Below are 26,060 nucleotides of genomic sequence, written 5' to 3'. Positions count from 1 at the left end.
AGTAGTGAGTGCTAAAGCTCTAAATACTAGATTGGTCAACACACTGCTGAAGTAATTTGACCTTTCCATCCTGGCAAAAAGCGAGATGCCGGCGAAGGTCCTGGGTTTTATGAAATTGACGAGCATGACAACAACAAAGGTCCTTTTGAAAGTAAAAAGGACTATGTGATATTCAACAACATTCTCATGTTCGAGGTCAATAAATATAAGAAGTAATTGATATCAAAGCCATCTAGTCAAACTAGGTGGCTTTTGCGTTTGTTCGACAGTTTTCACCAATTTTAAGGCAAATTTAAGCTTCCATTTCATTTCAATTACATTAAATCTTTGTTACAATAAGACAGCTTTGCCCGAAGACACGTTCATACTTTGGACATCTTTTTTTCATCAATTCTTAAAATTTTTATGTTTTGATATGAAACTCTTTTGATGATCCATGCGTCTTTATAAGTGTCAAAAGAAAAGAGGTTATTAATATGCTATTCAAAAAGCTATCAGAAAATAAGTCTGTAAAATGGATAGGATATACAAGCTTTTACTTACTTATTTTGCTATTATTGTTCTTTATTTACGGATTCCATACAGCAAATACGGGATCATTCATTTACAACGATTTTTAATTGGAGATTAAACTATGAAACTATTACACACGATTCATGAATACCAACAAACGAAACCGACACAGCCAGCATTTGTTTCTCAACATGCTTCGATCACATATGATGAGCTTTGGCGTCTATCAGACCAAATGGCTGGTGCGATCGATGCAGTCGCAGCTGGCAGTGAACCTGTCATTGTCTACGGTCATATGGAGCCAGAGATGCTGATTTCTTTCTTAGGTACTGTGAAATCAGGCAGACCTTATATTCCGGTCGACATCTCAATACCTGTCGAGCGCATCGTCTCAATCATTGAAAGCTCAAAAGCCAGTCTATTGATCTGTGCAAATGAGCAGAATGTATTAGATGTAGAAGAACACATTGAAGTGAAGAGTGCGGCATCGCTTTTAGCACTTGAAAAAGAAGCACCGCCATCCACGCAGTGGGTTCAACAAGATGATGTTTTCTACATTATTTATACGTCTGGTAGTACCGGAAAACCGAAAGGCGTTCAGGTAACAGCCAGCAATTTAGAAAGCTTTACAGGATGGATGTGCCACGATTTCCCAATTGGTGAGGGGCGCACGTTCTTAAATCAAGCACCATTTTCTTTTGACTTATCAGTGATGGATTTGTATCCAGCGCTTCAATCAGGCGGCACGCTGTACTGTTTAGTGAAAGATCTTGTGAATAAGCCGAAGGATATGTTTGCAGCGCTTGGTCAATCTGACGTTGAAGTGTGGACATCAACACCTTCTTTTGTGCAAATGTGCTTAATGGATCCTTCCTTTACAGGGGAGCTTTTACCAGAGTTGAAAGTTTTCTTGTTCTGCGGAGAGGCACTTCCTGTCTCTGTAGCAAGTGCGCTTCTTGAGCGTTTTCCTAAGGCGCAGGTCTTTAATACGTATGGTCCGACTGAAGCAACTGTTGCGATTACATCGATTGAAGTCACGCAGGAGATTCTTGATCAGCACGATTCTTTACCAGTGGGTTATGCCAAACCGGATACAGATATCGTCATTTTAGATGAAGAAGGCAAGACACTCCCTGATGGGGAAAAAGGGGAAATTGTCATCGTGGGGCCAAGCGTCACGAGAGGCTACTTAGGTGAACAAGCTTTAACGGATAAAGTGTTCTTTGAATACGAAGGACGCCCTGCTTACCGCACAGGTGACGCAGGTGTGGCGCAGGATGGTTTGATTACGTGTCACGGTCGTCTGGACTATCAAATTAAGCTACATGGATACCGGATGGAGCTTGAAGAAATTGAATATCATGTGAGCGAGACAACGTATGTCAATGCTTGTGTGATTGTGCCATTCCAGCCAAACGGGCATGTGGAGTACTTAATTGCAGCAATTGTCCCAACTGATCATTCCTTTGAAAAAGAATATCAGCTGACAAGTGCGATTAAGAAAGAAATGGCGGATTCACTTCCTGCGTACATGATTCCAAGAAAGTTTGTCTATCTTGAGCAGCTGTACATGACGCCAAACGGGAAGGTTGACCGTAAAAGAATCGCGAAAGAGGTTCTTCTATGATCCCGTTTAGTTCATTCTTTTTCTTCATTCTAATTGGTATTCTTCTTTTGCCGACGATGATTCTTGGTCTACGCGGCAAAAGAATGCAGGGCTACAACATGTTTGCAACGGTTGTGGCACTCGCACTTATTTTCTCAAAGGATGCACATGGCGCTTTGTTGCTGTTCTTGTTTACAGTGTGGCAAGTCTTGATCATCCGCCTATACCTTGCGTACCGGCTGAAGGCGAACCGGGCGTCTGTCTTCTATATGGCAGTGGTGGCATCGATTTTGCCGCTTGTACTATCAAAGATTTTACCGTTCTTTTTAACTCATCATCCGCATCAACCGCCGCCAATGAACTGGCTGAGCTTTTTGGGGATCTCGTACTTAACATTTAAAGGTGTTCAGTTAATTATCGAGACAAGAGACGGCTTGATTAAAAAGAAAATCCCGATTCACCGTTTGGTCTATTTCATCGTCTTTTTCCCGACGATTTCATCAGGTCCGATCGATCGTTATCGCCGGTTTGAAAAGGATATGGATACACCGCCTGAAAAAGAAGCTTACAGTGACCTTCTATATGCAGGGATTCATAAAATTTTTATTGGGTTCTTATATAAGTTCATTATTGGTTATCTCATTCACACATATATTCTCATGAATATTCATCACATTAGTAGCAGTCACTTTGTTCAACAGTTAACGTATATGTATGCGTACAGTATGTATTTGTTCTTTGACTTTGCTGGATATACAGCATTTGCTGTAGGTGTGAGTTATATCATGGGTATTAAATCACCAGAAAACTTTAATAAACCGTTTATCAGCCGTAATATTAAAGACTTCTGGAATCGCTGGCACATGTCGCTATCCTTCTGGTTCAGAGATTATGTGTTTATGAGATTTGTGTTCTTTATGACAAAGAAGAAGTGGATCAAGAACCGAATGGCTGTATCAAATATTGGGTACTTTGTCCTCTTTCTATTGATGGGTGCTTGGCATGGTCTCGCCCTTCAATACATTATTTACGGACTATACCATGCAGTTGTGATGTCCGGTTACAATTTATTTGAGAAGTGGAATAAAAAGCACAAGTGGTGGCCGGATAATAAGGTCACAATGGTTGTGTCGATCATTATTACATTCCATGTGATTTGTTTCGGATTTTATATTTTTTCAGGAAAACCATTTCATCATTAATGATTAAGGGAGTAGAAAATTATGGAATTTAAAAATCAAGTATACGGTATTATTGCAGAGGTTTGTCAGGACGACGTTGTGAAAGAAAATCCAGAGATTGCAATTTTTGACGAAGGTCTTCTAGATTCATTTGGTACAGTAGAACTACTTATGGCAATTGAAAGTCAACTTGGAATTACTGTTCCGATTACAGAGTTTGATCGTGATGTGTGGGATACACCGAATCACATTGCTGAGCAGCTGGCAGAGATGAAGTAATGAAAAAGCGTTTTTTTGGGCCGCTTATTTTAGCGGCTGTTCTATTCATTGGTGTTCTTCTTGTACCAAATGCATGGCTCTCACATCTGATCCCAAAAGACAAATTACAAAAGTCAGCCACAGAATTAGATCCAGGGATGTTCCAAGGGCTTTATTTACAAGATGAAATGCTAAAAGATCCAACTTATTTGCCGATCTATGGATCTTCTGAACTATCACGTTTTGATCCATATCACCCTTCGAATTTCTTTCATGAGAATCCTCAAGGGTTTACACCTTATCTTGTTGGAAAAGGTGGATCGCAATCATTAATTCATGCCATGAACTTTGCAGCGCATATGGATGAATTAAAAGGGAAAAAGCTTGTGTTTATCGTGTCCCCGCAGTGGTTTGTCAAATGGGGATCAGACGAAAATCACTTTGCTCCTAACTATTCAGCGCTTCAGGCGCTTGATCTTGCTTATAATAAAGAAATTGATCCAGCTGTTAAAAAAGAGCTCATCAAAAGAATCATGAAGTTTAAGGCAGTAAAGAACGACATGGTCATCACAGAGCTTTTTAAAGCAGAGCTTTCTGGGAACAAATTCGCTTATGGCGCGATTTCTCCTATTGCAAAAATGTATTATGGCATGCTTCAAAAGAAAGACATGTACTATACGATCGGATCTGGGCATGAGCGCAAGCTTCGTCCGTCTCCTTCAGTGAAAGGGAAAACATGGACTGAGCTTGAAAAAGAAGCGAGCGTCTTAGGATCTGAAAAAGCAGGGGACAACCCGTTTTATATTGATCAGAGACTGTTTGATCGTAAGCTGAAGCCGATCATGAAAAAGATGAAGGATTCTCGTCGTGACAATTCTTATGCAGAATCACCTGAATATAAAGATTTCCAGATCATGCTGGATATTTTAAAACAGGCAGGGGCGAAGCCTTTATTCGTGACGATTCCCGTCAACGGAAAATGGTATGATTACACTGGTTTTCCGAAAGAGGGACGTACAGATTATTATCAAAAAATCAATCGTCAAATTCGGGATAATGGGTATGAAGTCGCAGATTTGACTTCGCATGAGTATGACCCATATTTCTTTAAGGACACGATTCATGTGTCGTATAAAGGATGGGTATACATCGATAAGGCGATCGAAAAATTTTACAAAGAGCAGTAGATTGCAGCAGCTTTCTGCTGCTTTTTGTTTGTCGAATGAGTGGATTTCTTGTATAAATAAGGTGGAAGGGCTATGCAGAATATGGAGGCGATACGATGAATCGTTCTGAGAAAAAAGAACTATTAAAGCGTTCAAAGAAGCATTTTAATGATCATGCCTTTTGGGAAAAGTTAAAAAAGACGGCACAAAAAGCTGGAGTTTCTCTTGTCTATGCTGTGTTATTACTTTATTATACATTGCAAAAACCCGAAGTACCGGTTAAAGCGAAAACCCTCATCATTGGGGCGCTAGGGTACTTTATCCTTCCGATTGACCTGATCCCTGATACATTGGTGGGGATCGGCTACACAGATGATCTAGGCGCCATCACATTTGCTCTGCTTCAAGTCGCGATGTACATTGATGACGATGTCAAAGGGAAAGCGAAAGACAGGCTTGGAAAATGGTTCGGTGAAAAAAGCGATACGTCTTTCATTGATCAAAAGCTTGAAGATGGCGGTATGCCGTCTGCTTAAAGAAAAGCCTCCTAAACGGAGGCTTCAGCGTGTAGACAAACTCTCGCATTCTTTGTCAGTCCTGCGCTCCGGTGCTCGTTCTTCCTAGACTTCAAGGGTTTTCAACTACGCTGAAAAAAAGACAAAGGGCTAAAATAAAGTTCATTTTAGCCCTTTGTCAACAATCTATAGCCTCCTAAACGGAGGTTTTTTTCATTATCCTAAAAATTTCACGCAAACCGGATGCGGAACGGTGATGTCTGATTGTAAGACAGTGAGTCGACCGGTTTCTTTGTCACGTTTGTATAACACAAGATTACTAGATTCTTGGTTTGAGCCGACGAGAAATTCTTCTGTTGGATCAAGGACAAAGTCTCTAGGCCAATTTCCTTCAGATGAAGCAATGTCGACAAGGCTTAGTTTGCCATCATGATATGCTTTGAAAATGGCAATGCTGTCATGTCCACGATTTCCTGCATACACAAAGTGACCGTCAGAAGACACATGAATGGCGCTGCCTTGATTATTCTCTGTGAAGTCATTAGGAATGGTTGCGATCGTTTGGATCTCTTCGAAATGACCATCTTCAAAGTAACGAAGTACAATGACCTCTGAGCTGAGCTCTGTCATGACATAGGCCACAGGTTTCGTTGGGTGGAATGTGATATGACGAGGGCCGCTGCCTGGTTTTGTTTCAAATGTATGGGCAAGCTCAAGTTTGCCGTTTTCTTTCTTATACGTATAAATTCCGTCTGTGCCAAGGTCAACAGCCACTGCAAATTGTTCATCAGGTGTCAAACCCATAAAGTGAGTGTGCGGTTTTTCTTGACGGTCTTCGTTTGGTCCAGTGCCTTCATGCTGCGCCTGTGACAGCGTGCGGATCACTGAGCCGTTTTCAGCATCAATTTCGTACATCTCTGCTGTTCCTTTATGATAGTTTGCTGTAAACGCTGTTTTCGTTTGGCTGTCCACGCTGACGTGACAAGGAGAAGCCCCATCGGCAAGCTCTTGGTTGATGAAACGAAGTGCGCCGGTGTCGGCATCAATTTGATACGCAGCAAGACCGCCCTGTGCTCCTTCTTTCACAACAGCATACACAAACTTTTGAGAATCTGAGACAGTTAAATATGTAGGATTTTCAAGTTCTGCAGCCACTTCTACTTGTTCAATCTGCTGCTTGTCCGTATTTAAAGTAAAAGAATAGATTCCTTTGCTGTCACCTTTTGTATACGTTCCGATATAACCTCTGATGTTAGCCATGTATTGCCCTCCTTCTATTAGATGCTCTCATTCTATCATAAATTTATAGGAAAACGCTTTAGAAAGGCATGCTGAAGAAAAAAACAAACGCAATGAAATCTCACAATATTCTTCGAAAACCGTGTGAAAAAATATTACAAAAGCTTGTTCAAAAGAAAACCGTTCATGTAGAGTAAATAAATTGAAGAAAAAATACAAAAAATTTTAAGTTTTTTCATTCCTTGTCTAGCAAAGGTGTAAGCGTATACATTTTATTTTGATTAGTCTAAATTGTCTAATAATTTTAAAAATGCTGTTGACACTGTATGGAAAGCGGCGTAAGATGGGTTCAACAAAAGCAAACAGACACGCAGAGTAAGCGTGAGACACTTCAATATAAAGTGTCTGAAAATTCAACTACTTTTTGTTTGAAAGAGAGGGTGCTCACTGAAGATGGAAGACCAAAAGGAACAGTGGATCTTTTTAAACGATGAACTCGTGAAAAAAGAGGATGCGAAAATTTCAGTTTATGATCATGGCTTCTTATATGGTGACGGTGTGTTCGAAGGAATACGTGTATATAATGGAAATATCTTTCGAATGAAAGAACATTTAGACCGCCTGTATGATTCCGCTAGATCCATTATGCTGAACATTCCATATTCACTTGAGGAGCTCACTGAAAAAATGATTCATACAGTTGAAAGGAACGGCCTAAAAGATGCCTATATCCGCCTTGTTGTCTCAAGAGGAGCCGGTGATCTTGGCTTAGATCCAAACAACTGTGGGAGAGCCAACACAGTGATCATTGTAGAGCCGCTGGCCATCTTTCCAAAGCACCTATATGAAACAGGTATTGATATTGTGACAGTACCGACAAGGCGAAATCGTCCTGACGTACTAAGTCCAAAAGTGAAATCATTAAACTATTTGAATAACATCCTTGTCCGAATCGAAGCCCATATGGCCGGTGTGAGTGAAGCGCTCATGCTGAACGATCAAGGGTACGTGGCAGAAGGTTCTGCAGACAATGTGTTTATTTATAAAAAAGGTAAGCTCTATACACCGCCAGGTTATATCGGCGCTCTTGAAGGCATCACAAGAAATGCCATCATGGAGATTGCAGAAGACTTAGGCTACGAAGTGAAAGAAGAACCTTTCACAAGACATGATGTGTATACAGCTGAAGAAGTCTTCCTGACAGGAACCGCTGCCGAAGTCATCGCTGTTGTAAAAGTTGACGGCCGTATCATTGGCGAAGGAAAACCAGGGTTCCACACAAACAAACTTCTTGAACAATTCCGCAAGCGAGTCGTTGAAGAAGGAGAAAAAGTAGTCTTTACCGATGAGAACATTCACGCAAGCTAAATAGATATCGATAAACGTTGAAGAGGACTAGTAGCTTTAGAGTCAGTATCTACAGAGAGCCGGTGCTAGCTGGAAACCGGTGTTACTTTCTAAAGTGAACTCACCTCTGAGTGTCTGCCTGAAATGATAGTAGGGCAGACCGAGTGACATTGCATCACTCGTTACCAAAATGGATGAAAGATGTCCATGAGACGGCAGCATGATTTGCCGTGAACAAGGGTGGTACCGCGAAAAACAAAGCTTTTTCGCCCCTTTGACCTAGTGAAAAGTAGTGTCATTGTGGGGTGAGAAGGCTTTTTTATATGGTCTCATATCTCTATCTTGAATGGAAAAGGGTGAAAGGACTTGACTGAAGCAAGACAAAGAGGAGGAAATCAAATGGGGACAAATGTACAAATGGAGACGGAAAAATCAAATGCACCACAAACGATGAACGGTGCACTCATGTTAATTGAAGCACTCAAAAGAGAAAAAGTAGAAGTCATTTTTGGTTATCCTGGCGGAGCTGTTTTACCGATCTACGATAAAATTTACGATTCTGGTTTATTTCATGTCCTGCCAAGACATGAGCAAGGAGCGATTCACGCAGCGGAGGGATACGCAAGAGTATCTGGTAAACCAGGCGTTGTTATTGCCACATCAGGACCGGGGGCAACCAACCTAGTCACAGGAATTGCGGATGCGATGATTGATTCACTACCTATGGTTATCTTCACTGGACAGGTGGCAACCTCAGTCATTGGATCAGATGCTTTCCAAGAAGCAGATGTACTTGGTATCACAATGCCAATCACAAAACACAGCTATCAAGTGAGACGTCCAGAAGAGTTACCGGGTGTCATTAAAGAGGCATTTCACATCGCAACAACCGGCAGACCTGGTCCAGTCTTGATTGATATTCCAAAAGATGTCGCTGGCATTGAAGGGACATTTGAATACGATCAGCCAATCGACTTGCCTGGTTATCAGCCGAAAATTGAGCCGAATTATTTGCAAATTCGCAAGTTAGTAGAAGCTGTAAGCAGAGCAAAGAAACCAGTTATTCTAGCAGGAGCTGGCGTTCTTCACGGCAAAGCGTCGGAAGAATTAAGGCAATATGTAGAGCAGCAGCAAATCCCTGTCGCTCATACATTGCTTGGGCTTGGTGGATTCCCAGCAAAGCATCCTCTTTTCCTAGGAATGGCGGGTATGCACGGCACATATGCAGCGAACATGGCACTACATCAATGTGACTTACTCATTTCAATCGGAGCGAGATTTGATGACAGGGTAACCGGCAACCTCAATCATTTTGCAAAGCATGCGAAGGTTGCTCACATTGACATCGACCCAGCGGAAATTGGTAAAAACATTCACACCCATATCCCAGTTGTTGGTGACAGTAAGCTAGTGCTTCAAGAACTGATCAAGCAGGACGGGAAACAAGGTGAATCAGACGAGTGGAAGAGCCAGCTAAATCAGTGGAAGGAAGAATATCCACTCTGGTATGTCGAAAACGAAGCTGAAGGCTTTAAACCTCAAAAGCTGATCGAATACATTCATCAATTTACAAAAGGTGAAGCCATTGTGGCAACTGATGTCGGACAGCACCAAATGTGGGCTGCGCAGTTCTATCCATTCGAAAATGCCGATAAATGGGTGACATCTGGTGGGCTTGGCACAATGGGATTTGGTTTACCGGCAGCGATTGGCGCGCAGCTAGCTGATCAAGAGGCAACGGTTGTAGCGATTTTAGGAGACGGAGGTTTCCAAATGACCCTGCAAGAACTTGCCGTTATCCGTGAGCTGAACCTTCCAGTGAAAGTGATTGTTCTCAATAATCACAGTCTTGGAATGGTAAGACAATGGCAAGAAATTTTTTACGAAGAACGCTACTCACATTCTAAATTTTCAGAGCAGCCAGACTTCGTGAAATTATCTGAAGCTTATGGCATTAAAGGGATCAGAATCTCATCAGACGAAGAGGCGCAAGAAAAGCTAGAAGAAGCATTAACGTCTAGAGAGCCTGTTTTCATCGATGTCAATGTAGCGAGAGATGAGAAAGTATTCCCGATGGTAGCACCGGGGAAAGGACTTCATGAGATGGTGGGGGTGAAACCTTGAAAAGAATTATTGTGTTGACTGTATTAAATCGATCAGGCGTACTGAACAGAATCACAGGCCTTTTTACCAAAAGACACTACAACATTGAAAGCATTACGGTCGGCCATTCTGAGATTCAAGATGTATCACGCATCACGTTCGTCGTCCATGTAGACCAGGAGAAAGACATCGAACAGCTGACAAAACAGCTGAACAAACAAATCGATGTCCTCAAAGTAACGGATATTACAAACCAATCAATCGTTCAGCGAGAGCTGGCTTTGATAAAAGTCGTATCTGCACCAGCATCTAGAATGGAGATCACGGGGGTCATTGAACCTTTTAGAGCTTCTATTGTAGATGTGAGCAGAGAAAGTGTCGTCATTCAGGTGACAGGTGAGTCTTCAAAAATTGAAGCACTCATTGAATTACTTAAGCCATACGGCATTAAAGAAGTCGCCAGAACTGGCACCACGGCCTTTGCGAGAGATAATCAGCAAAAGCCGCAAACAAATAAAACAATTTCAATTGTCTAAACAAAAGGAGAGAGTCAAATGGTAAAAGTATATTATAACGGTGATATTCAAGAAAACGTATTAAACGGTCAAAAGGTAGCTATCATTGGTTACGGATCACAAGGTCATGCACATGCATTGAACTTAAAAGAGAGCGGCGTAGATGTCATTGTCGGCGTAAGAAAAGGCGGATCTTATACAAAAGCACAAGAAGACGGTCATCAAGTATTCACAGTAAAAGAAGCAGCAGCACAAGCAGATGTCGTCATGGTATTACTTCCAGATGAGCAGCAAAAGAAAGTATATGATGAAGAAATCAAAGATCAATTAGAAGCAGGGAATTCACTTGTATTCGCACACGGATTCAACGTTCACTTCCATCAAATTGTTCCTCCAAGTGATGTAGATGTGTATCTTGTGGCTCCAAAAGGTCCAGGACATCTTGTAAGAAGAACATATGAGCAAGGCGCTGGTGTACCTGCACTATTTGCTATCTATCAAGATGTATCAGGTCAAGCGAAAGACAAAGCACTTGCTTATGCAAAAGCAATCGGTGGAGCAAGAGCGGGCGTTCTTGAAACAACATTTAAAGAAGAAACAGAAACGGATCTATTCGGTGAGCAGGCAGTTCTTTGTGGAGGTCTTACTTCATTAGTAAAAGCAGGTTTTGAAACATTAACAGAAGCTGGTTATCAGCCAGAGCTTGCATACTTCGAGTGTCTGCATGAACTGAAATTGATCGTTGACCTTATGTATGAAGAAGGATTAGAAGGTATGAGATATTCAATCTCTGATACAGCGCAGTGGGGTGACTTCGTATCAGGACCACGCGTTGTGGATGCAAAAGTAAAAGAATCAATGAAAGCAGTCTTGACTGACATCCAAAACGGAACATTCGCGAAAGAATGGATTGTTGAAAACCAAGTGAATCGTCCACGTTTCAATGCGATCAATGCAAATGAAAATGAGCACCAAATTGAAATCGTCGGAAGAAAGCTTCGTGAAATGATGCCTTTCGTTAAACAAGGAAAGAAAAAGGAAGCGGTGAGCGTCGGTGCGAAAAATTAATTTTTTTGACACAACACTTCGAGATGGAGAGCAATCACCAGGAGTGAACTTAAATGCACAAGAAAAGCTAATCATTGCTAAGCAGCTTGAGCGCCTTGGGGTTAATATCATTGAAGCGGGTTTTCCCGCTTCATCCCGAGGGGATTTCTTAGGCGTACAAGAAATTGCAAGAACGATTAAGAACTGTTCAGTTGCAGGACTTGCACGATGTGTGAAAGGTGACATTGATGCTGCATGGGACGCATTAAAAGATGGAGCTCAACCAAGAATACACGTCTTTATTGCGACTTCTGACATTCACCTCAAGCATAAACTAAAGAAAACACGTGAAGAAGTGGTTGAACAAGCTGTTTCAATGGTGAAATACGCGAAAGAGCGCTTCCCAGTTGTTCAGTGGTCAGCAGAAGATGCATGCCGGACAGATCTTTCTTTCCTAGCAGAAATTGTAGAAAAAGTGATCGACGCAGGCGCAAGTGTTATTAACTTGCCTGACACTGTTGGATACCTAGCACCAAAAGAGTACGGAAATATCTTTAAATATATGAAGGAACACGTTCCAAATATCGATCAAGTCATCTTGTCAGCACACTGTCATGATGATTTAGGAATGGCTGTAGCGAACTCACTTGCTGCCATTGAAAATGGAGCAGATCAAATTGAAACAGCTGTCAACGGTATTGGAGAGCGCGCAGGAAATGCTGCTTTAGAAGAAATTGCAGTTGCCCTTCATATTCGCAAAGACTTTTACCAAGTCGAATCAACGATTCAATTGAATGAAATTAAGCGCACAAGTGATGTAGTGAGCAAATACTCAGGTATGATTGTACCGCGTAATAAAGCAGTCGTTGGAAACAATGCATTTGCCCATGAATCAGGTATTCACCAAGATGGATTCCTCAAAGAAAAAACAACCTATGAAATTATCTCTCCAGAGCTTGTAGGCGTCACAACAGATGTGCTTGTCCTTGGTAAACACTCCGGAAGACACGCGTTTAAAGACCGCTTAAAAACACTCGGCTTTAAATTGACTGAAGAAGAAATCAATAAGTTCTTCGAAACGTTTAAGAACTTAACAGAGAAGAAGAAAGAAATCACAGATGATGATTTGATCTCTATTATATTAGAAGAAAAAGTAGCAGATCGTAAAATTGGCTATGAATTTGAAAGTCTTCAAGTTCACTATGGGACAGAGCAAATGCCGACAGCAACAGTCTCTCTTAAAAATCAAGAAACGCAGGAAGTCATTCAAGAAGCAGCTACAGGTGCAGGCAGTGTAGAAGCTGTGTACAACACGCTTGAGCGCTGTATGGAGGAAAGAATTCATTTGCTAGATTATCGTATTCAATCCAATGGAAAAGGCAGAGACGCACTAGCGGAAGTATATGTCACTGTTTCAATAGAAGGAAAAGAAACAGCAGGACGCGGTGTAGCGCAAGATGTGCTGGAAGCATCGGCTAAAGCTTACGTCAATGCAGTGAATAGACATTTAATCTTTAAATCAAACCTAATAGAAATTGAGAAACATCACGCCATCTCATAAGAAAGGAGGAAGGGACTCATGAAAAAGAAAATTGCACTTTTGCCCGGCGATGGAATCGGACCGGAAGTCGTCACATCAGCCGTCGCTGTCCTGAAAGAGACAGCGGCTCAATTTCAACACGAATTTGAATTCGAAACAGCTCTCATTGGCGGTATAGCGATAGATGAAAAAAACAATCCGCTCCCTAAAGAAACAGTAGAAGTGTGCAAAAGCGCAGATGCGATTTTATTAGGAGCCGTTGGCGGACCAAAGTGGGATCAAAACCCGCCAGAGCTTCGCCCAGAAAAAGGCTTGCTCTCCATTCGCAAGCAGCTGGACTTATTTGCGAACATCCGCCCTGTCAAAGTATTTGATAGCTTGAGTGAGGCTTCACCGTTAAAACAAGATCACATTAGCGGAGTAGATTTCGTCATCGTTCGTGAATTAACTGGAGGCCTCTACTTTGGCGAACCAAGTGAGCGCTACACGGATGATGAAGGAAAAGAAGCTGCGGTTGATACACTTCTTTATACAAAGGAAGAGATTGTTCGTGTATTAAAAGAAGCGTTCGACATGGCGTTAACGAGACGGAAAAAAGTAACGTCTGTGGATAAAGCAAATGTTCTCGCTTCGAGTAAACTATGGCGGGATGCGGTAGAAGAAGTTGCATCCCAGTATCCAGATGTCGCATATGAGCACATGCTCGTCGATAATGCCGCGATGCAGCTGATTTATAAGCCCGCTCAATTTGATGTCATCGTGACAGAGAATATGTTTGGTGACATTTTAAGTGACGAAGCATCTATGATTACTGGCTCACTCGGCATGCTGCCATCTGCTAGTTTATCAAGCACCGGCCTTCATTTATATGAGCCGATTCATGGTTCAGCACCCGATATTGCGGGGCAAAATGTCGCAAACCCTCTGGCCACTATATTGTCAGCAGCCAGCTTGCTTAGAACATCCTTTGCTCTAGAAGAAGAAGCGGCTGCAATTGAAGCAGCTGTGGAAGCCGTTCTTGCCTCTGGCAAACGAACAAAGGACCTAGCAGCAAAAGAGGGAACGTATGAAACGACTGATGATATCACGCAAGCCGTTGTAGATGCACTCAAACAACGTACGAAAACCATTGTATAAATAGAAATCTTGTTGAATTAGGTAGAGGGAGGAAAAAGGGTTATGCCTCGAACAATCATCGAAAAAATATGGGATCAGCATGTTGTCAAAAATGGCGAGGGAAAACCAGACCTTTTATATATTGATCTGCACTTGGTGCATGAGGTGACGTCACCTCAAGCATTTGAAGGATTAAGACAAAAAGGGCGCAAGGTGCGAAGACCACAAAACACATTTGCGACGATGGATCATAACATTCCGACTGTGAATCGATTTGTGATCAAAGATGAGATTGCGAAGAAGCAAGTCAGTGCTCTAGAGCGCAACTGTGCTGAATTCGGGGTCCGTCTAGCTGACCTTCACAGTGTAGACCAAGGAATCGTTCATGTCGTTGGACCAGAGCTTGGTTTAACACTTCCGGGGAAAACAATCGTGTGTGGAGATAGTCATACATCTACTCATGGCGCATTTGGTGCACTTGCCTTTGGGATTGGCACAAGTGAGGTTGAGCATGTGCTTTCCACACAAACACTTTGGCAGCAGCGTCCGAAGACACTAGAAATTAGAGTAGACGGAACGCTTCAAAAAGGGGTAACAGCCAAAGATGTCATTTTAGCAGTCATTGGCGCACATGGCGTGAAGTTCGGTTCAGGTTATGTCATTGAATACACTGGGGAAGTATTCAGAAACATGTCAATGGATGAGCGGATGACCGTTTGTAATATGTCAATTGAAGCAGGCGCAAGAGCAGGATTGATCGCACCTGATGAAGTGACCTTTGAATATTGCCGCGGACGCAAATACGCACCGCAGGGTGAAGATTTCGAAGCAGCGATAAAAGAATGGAAAGAACTAAGAACAGATCCGGGTGCGACCTATGATAAAACCATTGTTTTAGATGGAAATCATATTTCACCAATGGTCACGTGGGGAATTAACCCAGGAATGGTGCTCCCTGTGGATGCAGCAATTCCAGGACCTGAAGATTTTGCACAAGAAGATGACCAAAAAGAAGCAAAACGTGCTTATGAATACATGGGGGTTCACCCGCATCAGCGTATTGAAGATATTACGATTGAGCATGTGTTTATTGGCTCATGTACGAACTCAAGAATGACTGATTTACGCCAAGCCGCTTCTATGATTGAAGGACAAAAAGTAGCTGATCATGTCAGAGCGATTGTGGTTCCCGGCTCACAAAGTGTCAAACTGCAAGCAGAAGAAGAAGGTCTTCATAAAATTTTCCTAGAAGCAGGATTTGAATGGAGAGAATCTGGCTGTAGTATGTGCCTCAGCATGAATAACGATGTGGTGCCAGAAGGTGAACGCTGTGCATCTACATCAAACCGTAACTTTGAGGGACGTCAAGGGAAGGGTGCAAGAACGCATCTTGTCAGCCCGGCAATGGCTGCAATGGCTGCCATACATGGCCGATTTGTCGATGTCAGGAAGTTTAATCAAGAGAAAACAGTCGTGTAAGGAGTTGTGTCATAGATGGAGCCTTTAGTCACTCATAAAGGAAAAGCCGCTGTGCTTAACCGTATAAATGTAGATACAGATCAAATCATTCCGAAACAATTTTTGAAAAGAATCGAACGAACAGGATATGGCCGATTTGCCTTTTTTGACTGGCGATATTTAGCAGATGGTAGTCCGAATCCAGATTTTGAACTCAATCAGCCGATTTATGAAGGAGCCTCTATTTTGATCGCAGGCGAAAACTTTGGCTGCGGATCATCAAGGGAACATGCGCCTTGGGCACTTGATGATTATGGTTTCAAAATTGTCATTGCCCCATCTTTCGCCGATATTTTTCATCAAAACTGTTTTAAAAACGGGATGCTTCCAATCCGCCTTGATTATGATGTGTGGAAAACGTTTGCTGCATCATATGAAAACAAAGGATATGAAATGACAGTTGATCTGGAAAAACAACAGATTCAAGACCATGAAGGGAATGTTACTCCTTTCGATGTAGATCCACACTGGAGAGAAATGCTCCTGAATGGCTATGATGAGATTTCATTAACATTGTTACTAGAAGATGAGATTCAAGCATTTGAAGAAAAACGTAGCAGCTGGCTGCGTGCATAAACAACGAGAAGCCGTCCCCGTGGTGTGACGGCTTCTTTTTTGCATGAAAACCTCTCGTTACTTGTGTTTACTAACCTTCGTTGGTAAACTGATAAAAAATATGCGCCCGAAAGGAACGTAAGCATGAAACATGACAAGAAGAAAGATAATGTCATTTTGTTTCCTGGTCTGAAAGAAAGACTGATTGAAAAAGGAATGGCAGCATTAAAAGATAAACAGTATCAAGAGGCGCTTCACTTATTTTCAGAAGCGAAATCGTATGATGACGATGAAGAATCCGATATTCATCTCGGTATGGCGATTTGTTTTCTAGAGCTTGGTGAGCTGCAGGATGCAAAGCGAGTCTGTGAAAAGATGCTACATGAAGGATATGGCCACTATTTCACTGTGCTTCAAGTATATATGACCATCTTAATTCAGCTGAAAGAGTACGAGGAAGTCAAACAAACAATTGAGGCAGTCCTTGAAGAAAATCACCTTCCAGCAGAAAGCGCGGAGCATTTTTATAAGCTGCTTGAATTTAGCAGAAAGATGATTGAATCACCAGAAGAGATTTTAGACGAAGACGAGGAAGGCAGCGGAGAAATCAATATAGATGAAATGCTCGAGCGGCCAGAAGAGCAGGTGCAGTTCATCCATTCGCTGAAAGACCGAAACATCACGCCGCATATGGGTCTATTAAATACGATCCTACAAAAGCCTGATGGAAACCCTTTGGTCAAATCATTGATCCTGCAACTTCTGTCAGATCATGATGTGGCAAAGCCGGTTCATGTGACGAAGTTCGGTGATTCTTTAACGCTTGTTCCTTCTGAGGCTGTCAAGCCAGAGCAAATGCCACTGCTTCAGCAAGTCCTTCGAAAGCTCGATGACACACTCGGCAATGAGAACCCAACCCTTTATCAAGGAGTTGAAGAGTTATGGCGCCGGCACTTATTTGTGCTATATCCATTTCTTCCTAAATATACGGATCCGAATCTTTGGGCTGCGGCACTTCATAAAGTCGGCTATGAAATGCATGGAATCGAGATTGACCTCGAAGAATTGCATTTATTGTATGATTTTAACGAACGAGAGCTGAGAGAAGCTTGTACAATGCTGAAAGATATTGAAGAAATTTCTTATTTGTAATTTGTCGATTTAGTTGAAAGACGGACTTGTTATGTTATAATATAATGGTTGTATTTGTGCATATATCGTGCGGTTGTAAGATTCCAACGGTTGAAAGACGTTATGTATAATCAAGTCAAATGTTGTATACATAAGACCGCTTCTTTAGCGGAGTGCGTGGTTTTTGATTGGACGAAGTCTTTATGATGCTTTAGAATGTAACAACGCACAATCTGAATAGATTTTTGGAGGGAAACACACATGTCAGTAAAATGGGAAAAACAAGAAGGTAACGAAGGTGTCTTAACAGTAGAAGTTGACGCTGAAACATTTAACAAAGCACTTGATGATGCATTTAAGAAAGTAGTTAAGCAAGTATCAATCCCTGGATTCCGTAAAGGGAAAGTACCACGTGGTCTTTTCGAGCAGCGTTTTGGAGTAGAATCTCTTTATCAAGATGCACTAGATATTCTTCTTCCAGTTGAATATCCGAAAGCAATCGACGAAGCTGGTATCGAGCCGGTTGACCGCCCTGAAATCGATGTTGAGAAAATCGAAAAAGGCGAAAGCTTAATCTTCACTGCAAAAGTAACAGTGAAGCCAGAAGTAAAACTTGGTGACTACAAAGGTCTTAAAGTAGAAAAAGACGACACGTCTGTATCTGATGAAGATGTCCAAGAAGAGTTAAAAGCTATGCAAAACCGTCAAGCTGAGCTTGTTGTCAAAGAAGAAGGCGCAATTGAAAACGGCGATACAGTTGTTCTTGATTTCGAAGGATTCGTTGATGGAGAAGCATTCGAAGGTGGAAAAGCTGAGAACTACTCTCTTGAAGTAGGTTCTGGTTCATTCATCCCTGGTTTCGAAGAGCAATTGGTTGGTCTTGAAGCAGGTGCAGAAAAAGACGTTGAAGTGACATTCCCAGAAGAATATCATGCTGAAGACCTTGCAGGTAAACCAGCTGTATTCAAAGTGAAAATTCATGAAATTAAAGCAAAAGAACTTCCAGCACTTGACGATGAGTTCGCTAAAGATGTTGATGAAGAAGTAGAAACGATTGCTGAATTAACTGAAAAAACGAAGAAACGTCTTGAAGAAGCAAAAGAAAACGAAGCAGAAGGCAAACTTCGTGAAGAGCTAGTAGCAAAAGCTTCTGAAAATGCGGAAGTTGACGTTCCTCAAGCGATGGTTGACACTGAGCTAGACCGCATGATGAAAGAATTCGAACAACGTCTTCAAATGCAAGGGATGAACCTTGAGCTTTACTTCCAGTTCTCTGGACAAGATGAAGATGCGCTAAAAGAGCAAATGAAAGAAGATGCTGCTAAACGCGTAAAATCTAATCTTACTCTTGAAGCAATTGCTGCTGCAGAAGACCTACAAGTGTCTGATGAAGAAGTGGAAGAAGAACTTTCAAAAATGGCTGAAGCATACAACATGCCAGTTGAAAATATCAAACAAGCGATCGGTTCTACTGAAGCAATGAAAGAAGATTTAAAAGTTCGTAAAGCAATTGATTTTCTTGTAGAAAACCGTTAATATGGTGCATAATAATAAAACAGGGCGCGAGTGACTCGTGCCTTGTTTTGTACAATTTTTGACTTATCATCGCTTCTTTTGGAAACGATAGTGTAAGTCGCATCTTTCTGTCATACATATCTCAATGTGCAGTGTTACAAACACATCATTACCGTCTTTTAGGAAAGTATGGTAAAATGCATACATACTGGACCCAGAAGGGTAGCTGACTGTTAGCTACAGGCAAGTGAAGAAGAATAAGGGGTGAAAGAATGTTTAAATTCAACGAGGAAAAAGGTCAATTAAAATGCTCGTTTTGCGGAAAAACGCAAGATCAAGTGCGTAAACTGGTCGCAGGACCTGGCGTATATATATGTGATGAATGTATCGAGCTTTGCACGGAAATAGTTGAAGAAGAGCTCGGTACTGAGGAAGAAGTTGAATTCAAGGATGTTCCGAAACCTCATGAAATCCGGGAGATTCTTGATGAATATGTCATCGGACAAGAGAATGCGAAGAAATCCTTAGCTGTAGCGGTTTATAACCATTACAAGCGGATTAATTCCAACAGTAAGATTGATGATGTTGAGCTTTCGAAAAGTAACATTTCTATGATTGGACCTACAGGAAGCGGTAAAACATTACTTGCTCAAACACTTGCACGTATTTTAAATGTTCCATTTGCGATTGCAGATGCGACGTCTTTAACGGAAGCAGGTTACGTTGGGGAAGACGTAGAGAATATTTTACTAAAACTGATCCAAGCAGCAGATTATGATGTAGAAAAAGCTGAAAAAGGCATTATCTACATCGATGAGATCGATAAAGTAGCAAGAAAATCAGAAAACCCTTCTATCACTCGTGATGTATCTGGGGAAGGTGTACAGCAAGCCCTTTTGAAAATTCTTGAAGGAACAGTCGCTAGTGTACCGCCTCAAGGTGGACGTAAGCATCCTCATCAAGAATTCATTCAAATTGATACAACAAATATCCTCTTCATTTGTGGTGGAGCCTTTGACGGCATTGAGCAAATCATCAAACGCCGCCTAGGTCAAAAAGTGATTGGATTCGGTGCGGAAAATAAAATTGAAGATCTTGAAAAAGAAGTCCTTCTATCAAAAGTTCTGCCAGAAGACTTACTTCGCTTCGGTTTAATCCCAGAATTCATCGGTCGTCTTCCGGTTATTGCAAGCCTAGAGCCGTTAGATGAAAAAGCACTTGTAGAAATCTTGACGAAGCCTAAAAATGCGCTCGTTAAGCAATATACAAAAATGCTTGAGCTTGATGATGTTGAGCTTGAGTTTGAAGAAGATGCTCTTAGCGAAATTGCGAAAAAAGCAATTGAGCGTAAAACAGGAGCTCGTGGTCTTCGCTCCATCATTGAAGGCATCATGCTTGATGTGATGTTTGATCTTCCATCTCGTGATGATATTGAGAAATGTGTCATTACTGGTGAAACGGTTGCTGATGGTGAGCCGCCACGTCTTGTCTTAAAAGACGGTACAGTCGTGAATAAAGATACAAAAACATCAGCATAAGCCCATTTGAATGACTCCTGAATCTTTTGATTCAGGAGTTTTTTATTTATCGTGGAAGTTGTGTTTATTCCGTCCAGCTCTAGGAAATACTAGCAGACAGAAACCAATACATAACGATAGATGAAGGAGGGAGCACCGATTGAGCTGGACAGGAATCGTATTATTCATACAACTGTTCTTTGGTATCGTCATCGGGTTGTACTTTTGGAACTTACTGAAAAATCAGCGCACACAAAAGGTGACGATCGATAAAGAATCAAAGAAAGAAATGGAAGCACTCAGAAAGATGCGATCCATTAAACTGAGTGAACCTTTATCAGAGAGAGTCCGGCCAAAGGGGTTTCAAGATATTGTAGGGCAGGAAGACGGTATACGTGCACTTAAAGCTGCCCTTTGTGGACCGAACCCGCAACATGTCATCGTCTACGGGCCGCCTGGTGTTGGAAAAACAGCTGCTGCCCGTCTAGTGATGGAAGAGGCGAAGCGTCACGCTGATTCACCATTTAAAAAAGATGCAGTATTTGTTGAGCTTGATGCCACAACGGCAAGATTTGATGAACGAGGCATCGCAGACCCCTTGATTGGTTCCGTACATGATCCCATTTATCAAGGAGCAGGGGCCATGGGACAGGCAGGCATTCCGCAGCCGAAACAAGGAGCCGTCACACATGCTCATGGCGGCGTTCTCTTTATAGATGAAATTGGAGAACTACATCCGATTCAAATGAACAAAATGCTCAAAGTGCTAGAAGATCGAAAAGTGTTTTTAGATAGTGCTTATTACAGTGAAGAAAATACGCAAATCCCGAATCACATCCATGATATTTTTCAAAATGGGTTGCCCGCTGATTTTCGACTGATTGGCGCCACGACAAGAACACCGGACGAAATTCCGCCGGCTATTCGATCAAGATGTTTGGAGATTTTCTTCAAGGATTTGGATCAGCATGAGCTGAAAATTGTTGCAGCTAAAGCAGTCGAGAAAATTCAGAAGGAATTAAGTGACGAAGGACTGAACCTGTTAACATCCTATGTGAAAAATGGACGTGAAGCGGTCAACATGGTACAGATCGCCGCAGGTATGGCTGTCACTGAAAACCGAAAAGATATTACGATCGCCGATGTAGAATGGGTCATTCATTCAAGCCAGCTGACACCAAGATATGAACAAAAAGTACCTGAAAAGCCAAAGGTAGGAGTAGTAAATGGTCTTGCCGTGTATGGACCGAATAGCGGGGCTCTGCTTGAAATTGAAGTGAACATTTGTAAAGCGCTTGAAAAAGGCAGTATCAATATTACTGGTATTGCGGAAGAAGAAAGCATCGGCAATCAGTCGAAATCAATCAGACGGAAAAGTATGGCGAAGGGCTCAGTTGAAAATGTCTTAACCGTGCTTCGAAACTTGGGCATACGAACAAATGAATATGATATCCACATTAATTTTCCGGCTGGTGCCCCGATTGATGGGCCATCTGCTGGAATTGCGATGGCCACAGCCATTTTCTCAGCCATTCATCAAATTCCGATTGATCATTTAACGGCGATGACCGGTGAGATTGGATTACAAGGTCAGGTGAAGCCGATCGGCGGTGTCATACCAAAAATCAAGGCAGCCAAACAAGCGGGTGTCAAAACAGTGATCATCCCTTATGACAATCAGCAGTCGATCTTAAAAGAGATTGAAGGGGTTACGATTGTGCCTGTGAAGCACTTCCAAGAAGTGCTGGATCAGTGTTTGGTCAATCCGCCAGATGAGAAGAAAGATGGACTAGAAGAAGAAATGAAAAGGAAATCTGTTTAATCCCCATCTCATATGGGGATTTTTTAGTGAAATAGATCTTTTTTTCTTTTTCAAGATAAAAAGAAAGGGTATACTACGGTAAGATCATCATTTCTCAAGTCTTTTACATTGTACAAGACTGAAACAGGTATATTATAATGATTCATACTAGTGACGGAGGTGTCTATCAACATGGCAGATGAAATCAAAAAGAATGTTCCGCTCCTTCCGCTGCGAGGCTTGCTTGTTTATCCAACAATGGTCTTGCATTTGGACGTTGGGCGCGAAAAGTCTGTTCAAGCATTAGAACAGGCGATGATGAACGATCATATGATTTTTCTAGCAACACAGCGGGAAATTTCAATAGATGAACCAGGTGAAGAGGAAATTTTCAAAGTCGGCACCTACACAAAAATTAAACAAATGCTGAAGCTGCCAAATGGAACGATCCGTGTGCTCGTCGAAGGCTTAAATCGAGCGCAGATCGAATCCTACATGGAGCTAGAAGACTATACGTCAGTCGATATTAAAGAGTTGACAGAAGAAGAATTAAAGGACGCAGAAGCAGAAGCACTCATGCGCACTTTGTTAGATCACTTTGATCAGTACATAAAAATTTCAAAAAAAATCTCAGCTGAAACATATGCAACGGTGACGGATATTGAAGAACCTGGAAGAATGGCAGATATCGTCGCTTCCCACCTTCCTTTGAAATTAAAAGACAAGCAAGAAGTGCTGGAAACAGTCGATGTCAAAAAACGATTGAATCGGGTCATCAGTCTCATTCACAATGAAAAAGAAGTGCTAGAGATTGAAAAGAAAATTGGCCAGCGTGTCAAACGTTCAATGGAGCGAACGCAAAAAGAATATTATTTGCGCGAACAAATGAAAGCTATTCAAAAAGAGCTTGGAGACAAAGAGGGGAAAACAGGCGAAGTCAGTACGCTTATGGCTAAAATTGAAGAGTCCGGCATGCCAGATTCCGTTCGTGAAACGGCTTTAAAAGAACTGAACCGTTATGAAAAAATCCCTTCAAGCTCTGCTGAGAGTTCTGTCATTCGCAATTATATTGATTGGCTGATCAATCTGCCGTGGGGCACTTATACAGAAGATCGTCTAGATTTAAAGCTTGCAAGCGAAATTTTAGATGACGAGCACCACGGGCTTGAAAAAGTAAAAGAGCGGGTACTCGAATATCTTGCTGTTCAGAAACTGACAAATTCATTAAAGGGACCGATTCTTTGCTTAGCAGGACCTCCTGGGGTAGGGAAGACGTCACTTGCTAAATCCATTGCCAAATCACTCGATCGAAAGTTTATCCGTATCTCTCTTGGCGGTGTACGTGATGAATCTGAGATCCGTGGTCATCGAAGAACCTATGTAGGTGCGATGCCTGGCCGTATCATTCGCGGGATGAGCAAGGCGGGCACAATGAATCCGGTCTTTCTTTTAGATGAAATTGATAAAATGTCTTCTGACTTTAGGGGAGATCCGTCTTCTGCGATGCTTGAAGTGTTAGATCCAGAGCAAAATCATAATTTTAGCGATCATTATATTGAAGAGACATTTGATTTGTCTCAAGTCTTATTTATCGCAACTGCCAACAATTTAGCAACCATTCCAGGTCCACTTCGTGATAGAATGGAGATTATCACGATTGCAGGGTATACGGAAGTTGAAAAAGCAGAAATTGTGAAAGATCACCTTCTGCCGAAGCAGCTAAAGGAGCACGGATTAAAGAAAGGGAACTTGCAGCTTCGTGAAGCAGCGATTTACGATATGATTCGCTATTACACAAGAGAAGCAGGAGTCCGCGGATTAGAGCGTCAGCTTGCGGCGATTTGCCGAAAAGCGGCAAGAGCAATTGTGGCTGAAGACCGCAAACGCATCACAGTGACGGAAAAGAACTTATCTGAATTCCTCGGAAAAAGACTTTACCGTTATGGTCAGGCGGAAACGACAGATCAGGTCGGCGTTGTCACAGGGCTTGCATATACCACAGTTGGCGGAGACACCTTGTCCATCGAGGTCTCACTCTCACCGGGTAAAGGTAAGCTTTTGCTAACAGGTAAGCTCGGTGATGTCATGAGAGAATCTGCGCAGGCGGCATTCAGTTATGTTCGTTCAAAAGCAGATGAACTGAACATTGATCCTCAATTTAATGAAAAGCACGATATTCATATCCATGTTCCAGAGGGTGCGGTTCCAAAGGACGGGCCATCAGCTGGTATTACCATTGCGACGGCTCTTGTATCAGCACTCACAGGACGTCCTGTTTCAAAAGAGGTTGGCATGACAGGAGAAATTACGTTAAGAGGAAGAGTGCTTCCGATTGGCGGATTAAAAGAAAAAGCATTAGGCGCACATCGTGCAGGACTGAAAACGATTATTCTTCCAAAGGACAATGAGAAGGATATTGATGATATTCCTGAAAGTGTGAGAGAAGGATTAACTTTTATTCCGGTTTCACATTTAGATGAGGTGCTTGAGAAAGCGTTAGTAGGAGAGGGAAGATGAAAGTAACAAAATCAGATATCGTCATTAGTGCGGTGAAACCAGAGCAGTACCCGAGCGGGGGACTGCCTGAGATCGCACTTGCTGGACGGTCAAATGTTGGAAAGTCCTCGTTCATTAACTCATTGATTAATCGGAAAAATTTAGCGCGTACGTCTTCTAAACCAGGAAAGACCCAGACGCTTAATTTTTACATTATTAATGATATGCTCCACTTTGTGGACGTCCCAGGTTATGGCTTTGCAAAAGTATCAAAAACAGAGCGCGAAGCATGGGGGAGAATGATCGAAACGTATATTACAATGCGTGAAGAGTTAAAAGCAGTCGTCCAAATTGTGGATCTGCGTCATAAGCCATCCGCAGATGATGTGAACATGTATGAATTCCTTAAATACTATGGAGTTCCTGTGATCATTATTGCGACAAAGGCCGATAAAATTCCAAAAGGCAAATGGGAAAAGCATGCGAAAGTCGTCAAACAGACACTCGACATCGACCCATCAGATGAATTAATCCTTTTCTCTTCTGAAACAAAAAAGGGAAAAGATGAAGCCTGGAATGCGATCCTTGCGAAGATTAACAGTTAAAAGAAAGGCATCTGCACATAGCAGATGCCTCAGCGTGAAGACAAACCCTCGCATTCGTTGTCAGTCCTGCGCGCTGGTGCTCACGAATGTCAAATTCGCTCCGCGCCAGTACTCGTCCTTCCTAGACTGCAAAGGTTTTCTATCACGCTGAAAAGAAGACAAATGGCTAAAATCAAGTTCATTTTAGCCATTTGTCAACATTCTAAGGCATCTGCACATAGCAGATGCCTTTTTATTGTATAAGTTATTTCCTTTTTAAAAATAATAAGAGGAGACTGACGGCAATCAATACATATGGCCAGTACAATTCAAAACCGGAAGTAGGGATCGAAAGTGTGCTAAGTTGCTTTGTAATTTGTTGAAAGAAATAAAGGAATAGACCGAGTGCAATGAGAACAACACTTTCTATTCGATATTCCTTTTTCTGTGATGATTTCATCAAAAGTGCGAGGCCGACGATGAACACAATCATCGTAAATGTATCTGGCCAGTGTTCTAATTTCGGCTGAAGGATAAAGTGTAGCGCAAGGCCTGTCATGAGCATACCGATAAACACATGAGAGGTTTCCTGCTCCTTCTTTCCTTGATATAAGAAAGCAAGGCCAAAAAGCAGTACAAGTGTATACCATTTCTCCTGATCTTTCCAAATGTCAAATTGATCTCCTGAGAGAATGGCATATAGCGCTACAGCCAGCAAAGTGAGCGGCAGCAAAATAGATTTCTTCTTCAAAGATGTCACCTTCTTATAAGCAGATCATTTGTCCGCACGCGCCAAA

22 protein-coding genes, 1 pseudogene and 1 other annotated feature are annotated in these 26,060 nt (G+C 42.0%); of the genes and pseudogenes, 21 read left to right on the top strand and 2 right to left on the bottom strand.

Going from position 1 to position 26,060, the window contains the following annotated elements; translation table 11 throughout:
- Window positions 1-75: 75 nt before the first annotated feature.
- The 7 genes and pseudogenes from NSQ70_RS12665 to NSQ70_RS12635 form a co-directional block, all read left to right on the top strand.
- Window positions 76-216 (top strand): annotated as a pseudogene (locus tag NSQ70_RS12665) (DUF1668 domain-containing protein); the annotation flags it as partial.
- A 254-nt stretch (window positions 217-470) separates the two neighbouring features.
- Window positions 471-620 carry a teichoic acid D-Ala incorporation-associated protein DltX gene (locus tag NSQ70_RS12660; protein WP_024427820.1) on the top strand — a complete coding sequence of 50 codons (150 nt, stop codon included), beginning with the start codon at window positions 471-473 and terminating at the stop codon, window positions 618-620.
- A gap of 14 nt (window positions 621-634) precedes the next feature.
- Entirely contained in the window at window positions 635-2,140 is a 1,506-nt protein-coding gene (gene dltA, locus NSQ70_RS12655) for a D-alanine--poly(phosphoribitol) ligase subunit DltA (RefSeq protein WP_342502190.1), read from the top strand.
- On the top strand, window positions 2,137-3,321 hold the full coding sequence (gene dltB, locus NSQ70_RS12650; protein WP_041506773.1) for a D-alanyl-lipoteichoic acid biosynthesis protein DltB: 1,185 nt from the start codon (window positions 2,137-2,139) through the stop codon (window positions 3,319-3,321). Before dltA ends, dltB begins: the two co-directional genes overlap by 4 nt.
- A gap of 21 nt (window positions 3,322-3,342) precedes the next feature.
- Entirely contained in the window at window positions 3,343-3,579 is a 237-nt protein-coding gene (gene dltC, locus NSQ70_RS12645) for a D-alanine--poly(phosphoribitol) ligase subunit 2 (protein ID WP_003216498.1), read from the top strand.
- Complete coding sequence (gene dltD, locus NSQ70_RS12640) at window positions 3,579-4,745, top strand: D-alanyl-lipoteichoic acid biosynthesis protein DltD (protein WP_017358151.1); 1,167 nt, start codon at window positions 3,579-3,581, stop codon at window positions 4,743-4,745. Before dltC ends, dltD begins: the two co-directional genes overlap by 1 nt.
- 95 nt (window positions 4,746-4,840) lie before the next feature.
- Window positions 4,841-5,260, top strand: a complete 420-nt coding sequence (locus NSQ70_RS12635) for a YkvA family protein (protein ID WP_008342863.1) — start codon at window positions 4,841-4,843, stop codon at window positions 5,258-5,260.
- Window positions 5,261-5,455: 195 nt separating this feature from the next.
- Here NSQ70_RS12635 and NSQ70_RS12630 read toward each other — a convergent pair whose 3' ends face one another.
- Window positions 5,456-6,499, bottom strand: coding sequence for a lactonase family protein (locus tag NSQ70_RS12630; protein ID WP_342502189.1), 1,044 nt, complete (start codon window positions 6,497-6,499; stop codon window positions 5,456-5,458).
- Window positions 6,500-6,931: 432 nt separating this feature from the next.
- Here NSQ70_RS12630 and ilvE point away from each other — a divergent pair, with 432 nt between their 5' ends.
- From ilvE to yihA, 14 genes are all read left to right on the top strand, one after another.
- Entirely contained in the window at window positions 6,932-7,846 is a 915-nt protein-coding gene (gene ilvE / locus NSQ70_RS12625) for a branched-chain-amino-acid transaminase (RefSeq protein WP_008342856.1), read from the top strand.
- Window positions 7,847-7,854: 8 nt separating this feature from the next.
- Window positions 7,855-8,102: a binding site (T-box leader), on the top strand.
- 122 nt (window positions 8,103-8,224) lie between these two features.
- A complete protein-coding gene (gene ilvB, locus NSQ70_RS12620; protein ID WP_008342854.1) occupies window positions 8,225-9,949 on the top strand; it encodes an acetolactate synthase large subunit in 1,725 nt (574 codons plus the stop codon).
- Window positions 9,946-10,464: an acetolactate synthase small subunit gene (gene ilvN / locus NSQ70_RS12615; protein WP_007501584.1), complete on the top strand. Its 519-nt coding sequence runs from the start codon at window positions 9,946-9,948 to the stop codon at window positions 10,462-10,464. The genes ilvB and ilvN overlap by 4 nt, the downstream gene beginning before the upstream one ends.
- Window positions 10,465-10,482: 18 nt before the next feature.
- Window positions 10,483-11,511 carry a ketol-acid reductoisomerase gene (ilvC, locus tag NSQ70_RS12610; RefSeq protein WP_007501581.1) on the top strand — a complete coding sequence of 343 codons (1,029 nt, stop codon included), beginning with the start codon at window positions 10,483-10,485 and terminating at the stop codon, window positions 11,509-11,511.
- On the top strand, window positions 11,498-13,051 hold the full coding sequence (locus NSQ70_RS12605; protein WP_008342850.1) for a 2-isopropylmalate synthase: 1,554 nt from the start codon (window positions 11,498-11,500) through the stop codon (window positions 13,049-13,051). Before ilvC ends, NSQ70_RS12605 begins: the two co-directional genes overlap by 14 nt.
- A gap of 18 nt (window positions 13,052-13,069) precedes the next feature.
- Window positions 13,070-14,167: a 3-isopropylmalate dehydrogenase gene (gene leuB / locus NSQ70_RS12600; protein ID WP_144667270.1), complete on the top strand. Its 1,098-nt coding sequence runs from the start codon at window positions 13,070-13,072 to the stop codon at window positions 14,165-14,167.
- Window positions 14,168-14,209: 42 nt separating this feature from the next.
- A complete protein-coding gene (leuC, locus tag NSQ70_RS12595) occupies window positions 14,210-15,625 on the top strand; it encodes a 3-isopropylmalate dehydratase large subunit (protein WP_041090960.1) in 1,416 nt (471 codons plus the stop codon).
- Window positions 15,626-15,640: 15 nt separating this feature from the next.
- Window positions 15,641-16,240: a 3-isopropylmalate dehydratase small subunit gene (leuD, locus tag NSQ70_RS12590; protein WP_008342843.1), complete on the top strand. Its 600-nt coding sequence runs from the start codon at window positions 15,641-15,643 to the stop codon at window positions 16,238-16,240.
- Between the two features lie 123 nt (window positions 16,241-16,363).
- Complete coding sequence (gene ddcA, locus NSQ70_RS12585; protein WP_008342841.1) at window positions 16,364-17,371, top strand: DNA damage checkpoint antagonist DdcA; 1,008 nt, start codon at window positions 16,364-16,366, stop codon at window positions 17,369-17,371.
- Between the two features lie 240 nt (window positions 17,372-17,611).
- Window positions 17,612-18,886, top strand: coding sequence for a trigger factor (gene tig / locus NSQ70_RS12580; RefSeq protein WP_144679865.1), 1,275 nt, complete (start codon window positions 17,612-17,614; stop codon window positions 18,884-18,886).
- 251 nt (window positions 18,887-19,137) lie between these two features.
- A complete protein-coding gene (gene clpX / locus NSQ70_RS12575) occupies window positions 19,138-20,403 on the top strand; it encodes an ATP-dependent protease ATP-binding subunit ClpX (RefSeq protein ID WP_017358145.1) in 1,266 nt (421 codons plus the stop codon).
- A 139-nt stretch (window positions 20,404-20,542) separates the two neighbouring features.
- Window positions 20,543-22,204, top strand: a complete 1,662-nt coding sequence (gene lonB / locus NSQ70_RS12570) for an ATP-dependent protease LonB (RefSeq protein WP_007501566.1) — start codon at window positions 20,543-20,545, stop codon at window positions 22,202-22,204.
- 171 nt (window positions 22,205-22,375) lie between these two features.
- A complete protein-coding gene (gene lon, locus NSQ70_RS12565) occupies window positions 22,376-24,700 on the top strand; it encodes an endopeptidase La (RefSeq protein ID WP_096881697.1) in 2,325 nt (774 codons plus the stop codon).
- Window positions 24,697-25,284: a ribosome biogenesis GTP-binding protein YihA/YsxC gene (gene yihA, locus NSQ70_RS12560; protein ID WP_007501562.1), complete on the top strand. Its 588-nt coding sequence runs from the start codon at window positions 24,697-24,699 to the stop codon at window positions 25,282-25,284. Before lon ends, yihA begins: the two co-directional genes overlap by 4 nt.
- 244 nt (window positions 25,285-25,528) lie before the next feature.
- On the opposite strand, the gene NSQ70_RS12555 is transcribed toward yihA, so the two are convergent.
- Entirely contained in the window at window positions 25,529-26,014 is a 486-nt protein-coding gene (locus NSQ70_RS12555) for a hypothetical protein (RefSeq protein ID WP_024718411.1), read from the bottom strand.
- Window positions 26,015-26,060 lie beyond the last annotated feature (46 nt).

Origin of the sequence: Bacillus sp. FSL R5-0397 (genome assembly GCF_038593395.1) — a bacterium.
Classification (GTDB): Bacteria; Bacillota; Bacilli; order Bacillales; family Bacillaceae; genus Bacillus; species Bacillus altitudinis.
Note: the sequence above shows the minus strand (reverse complement) of the source record. Positions and strands in the feature narration are given on the sequence as shown.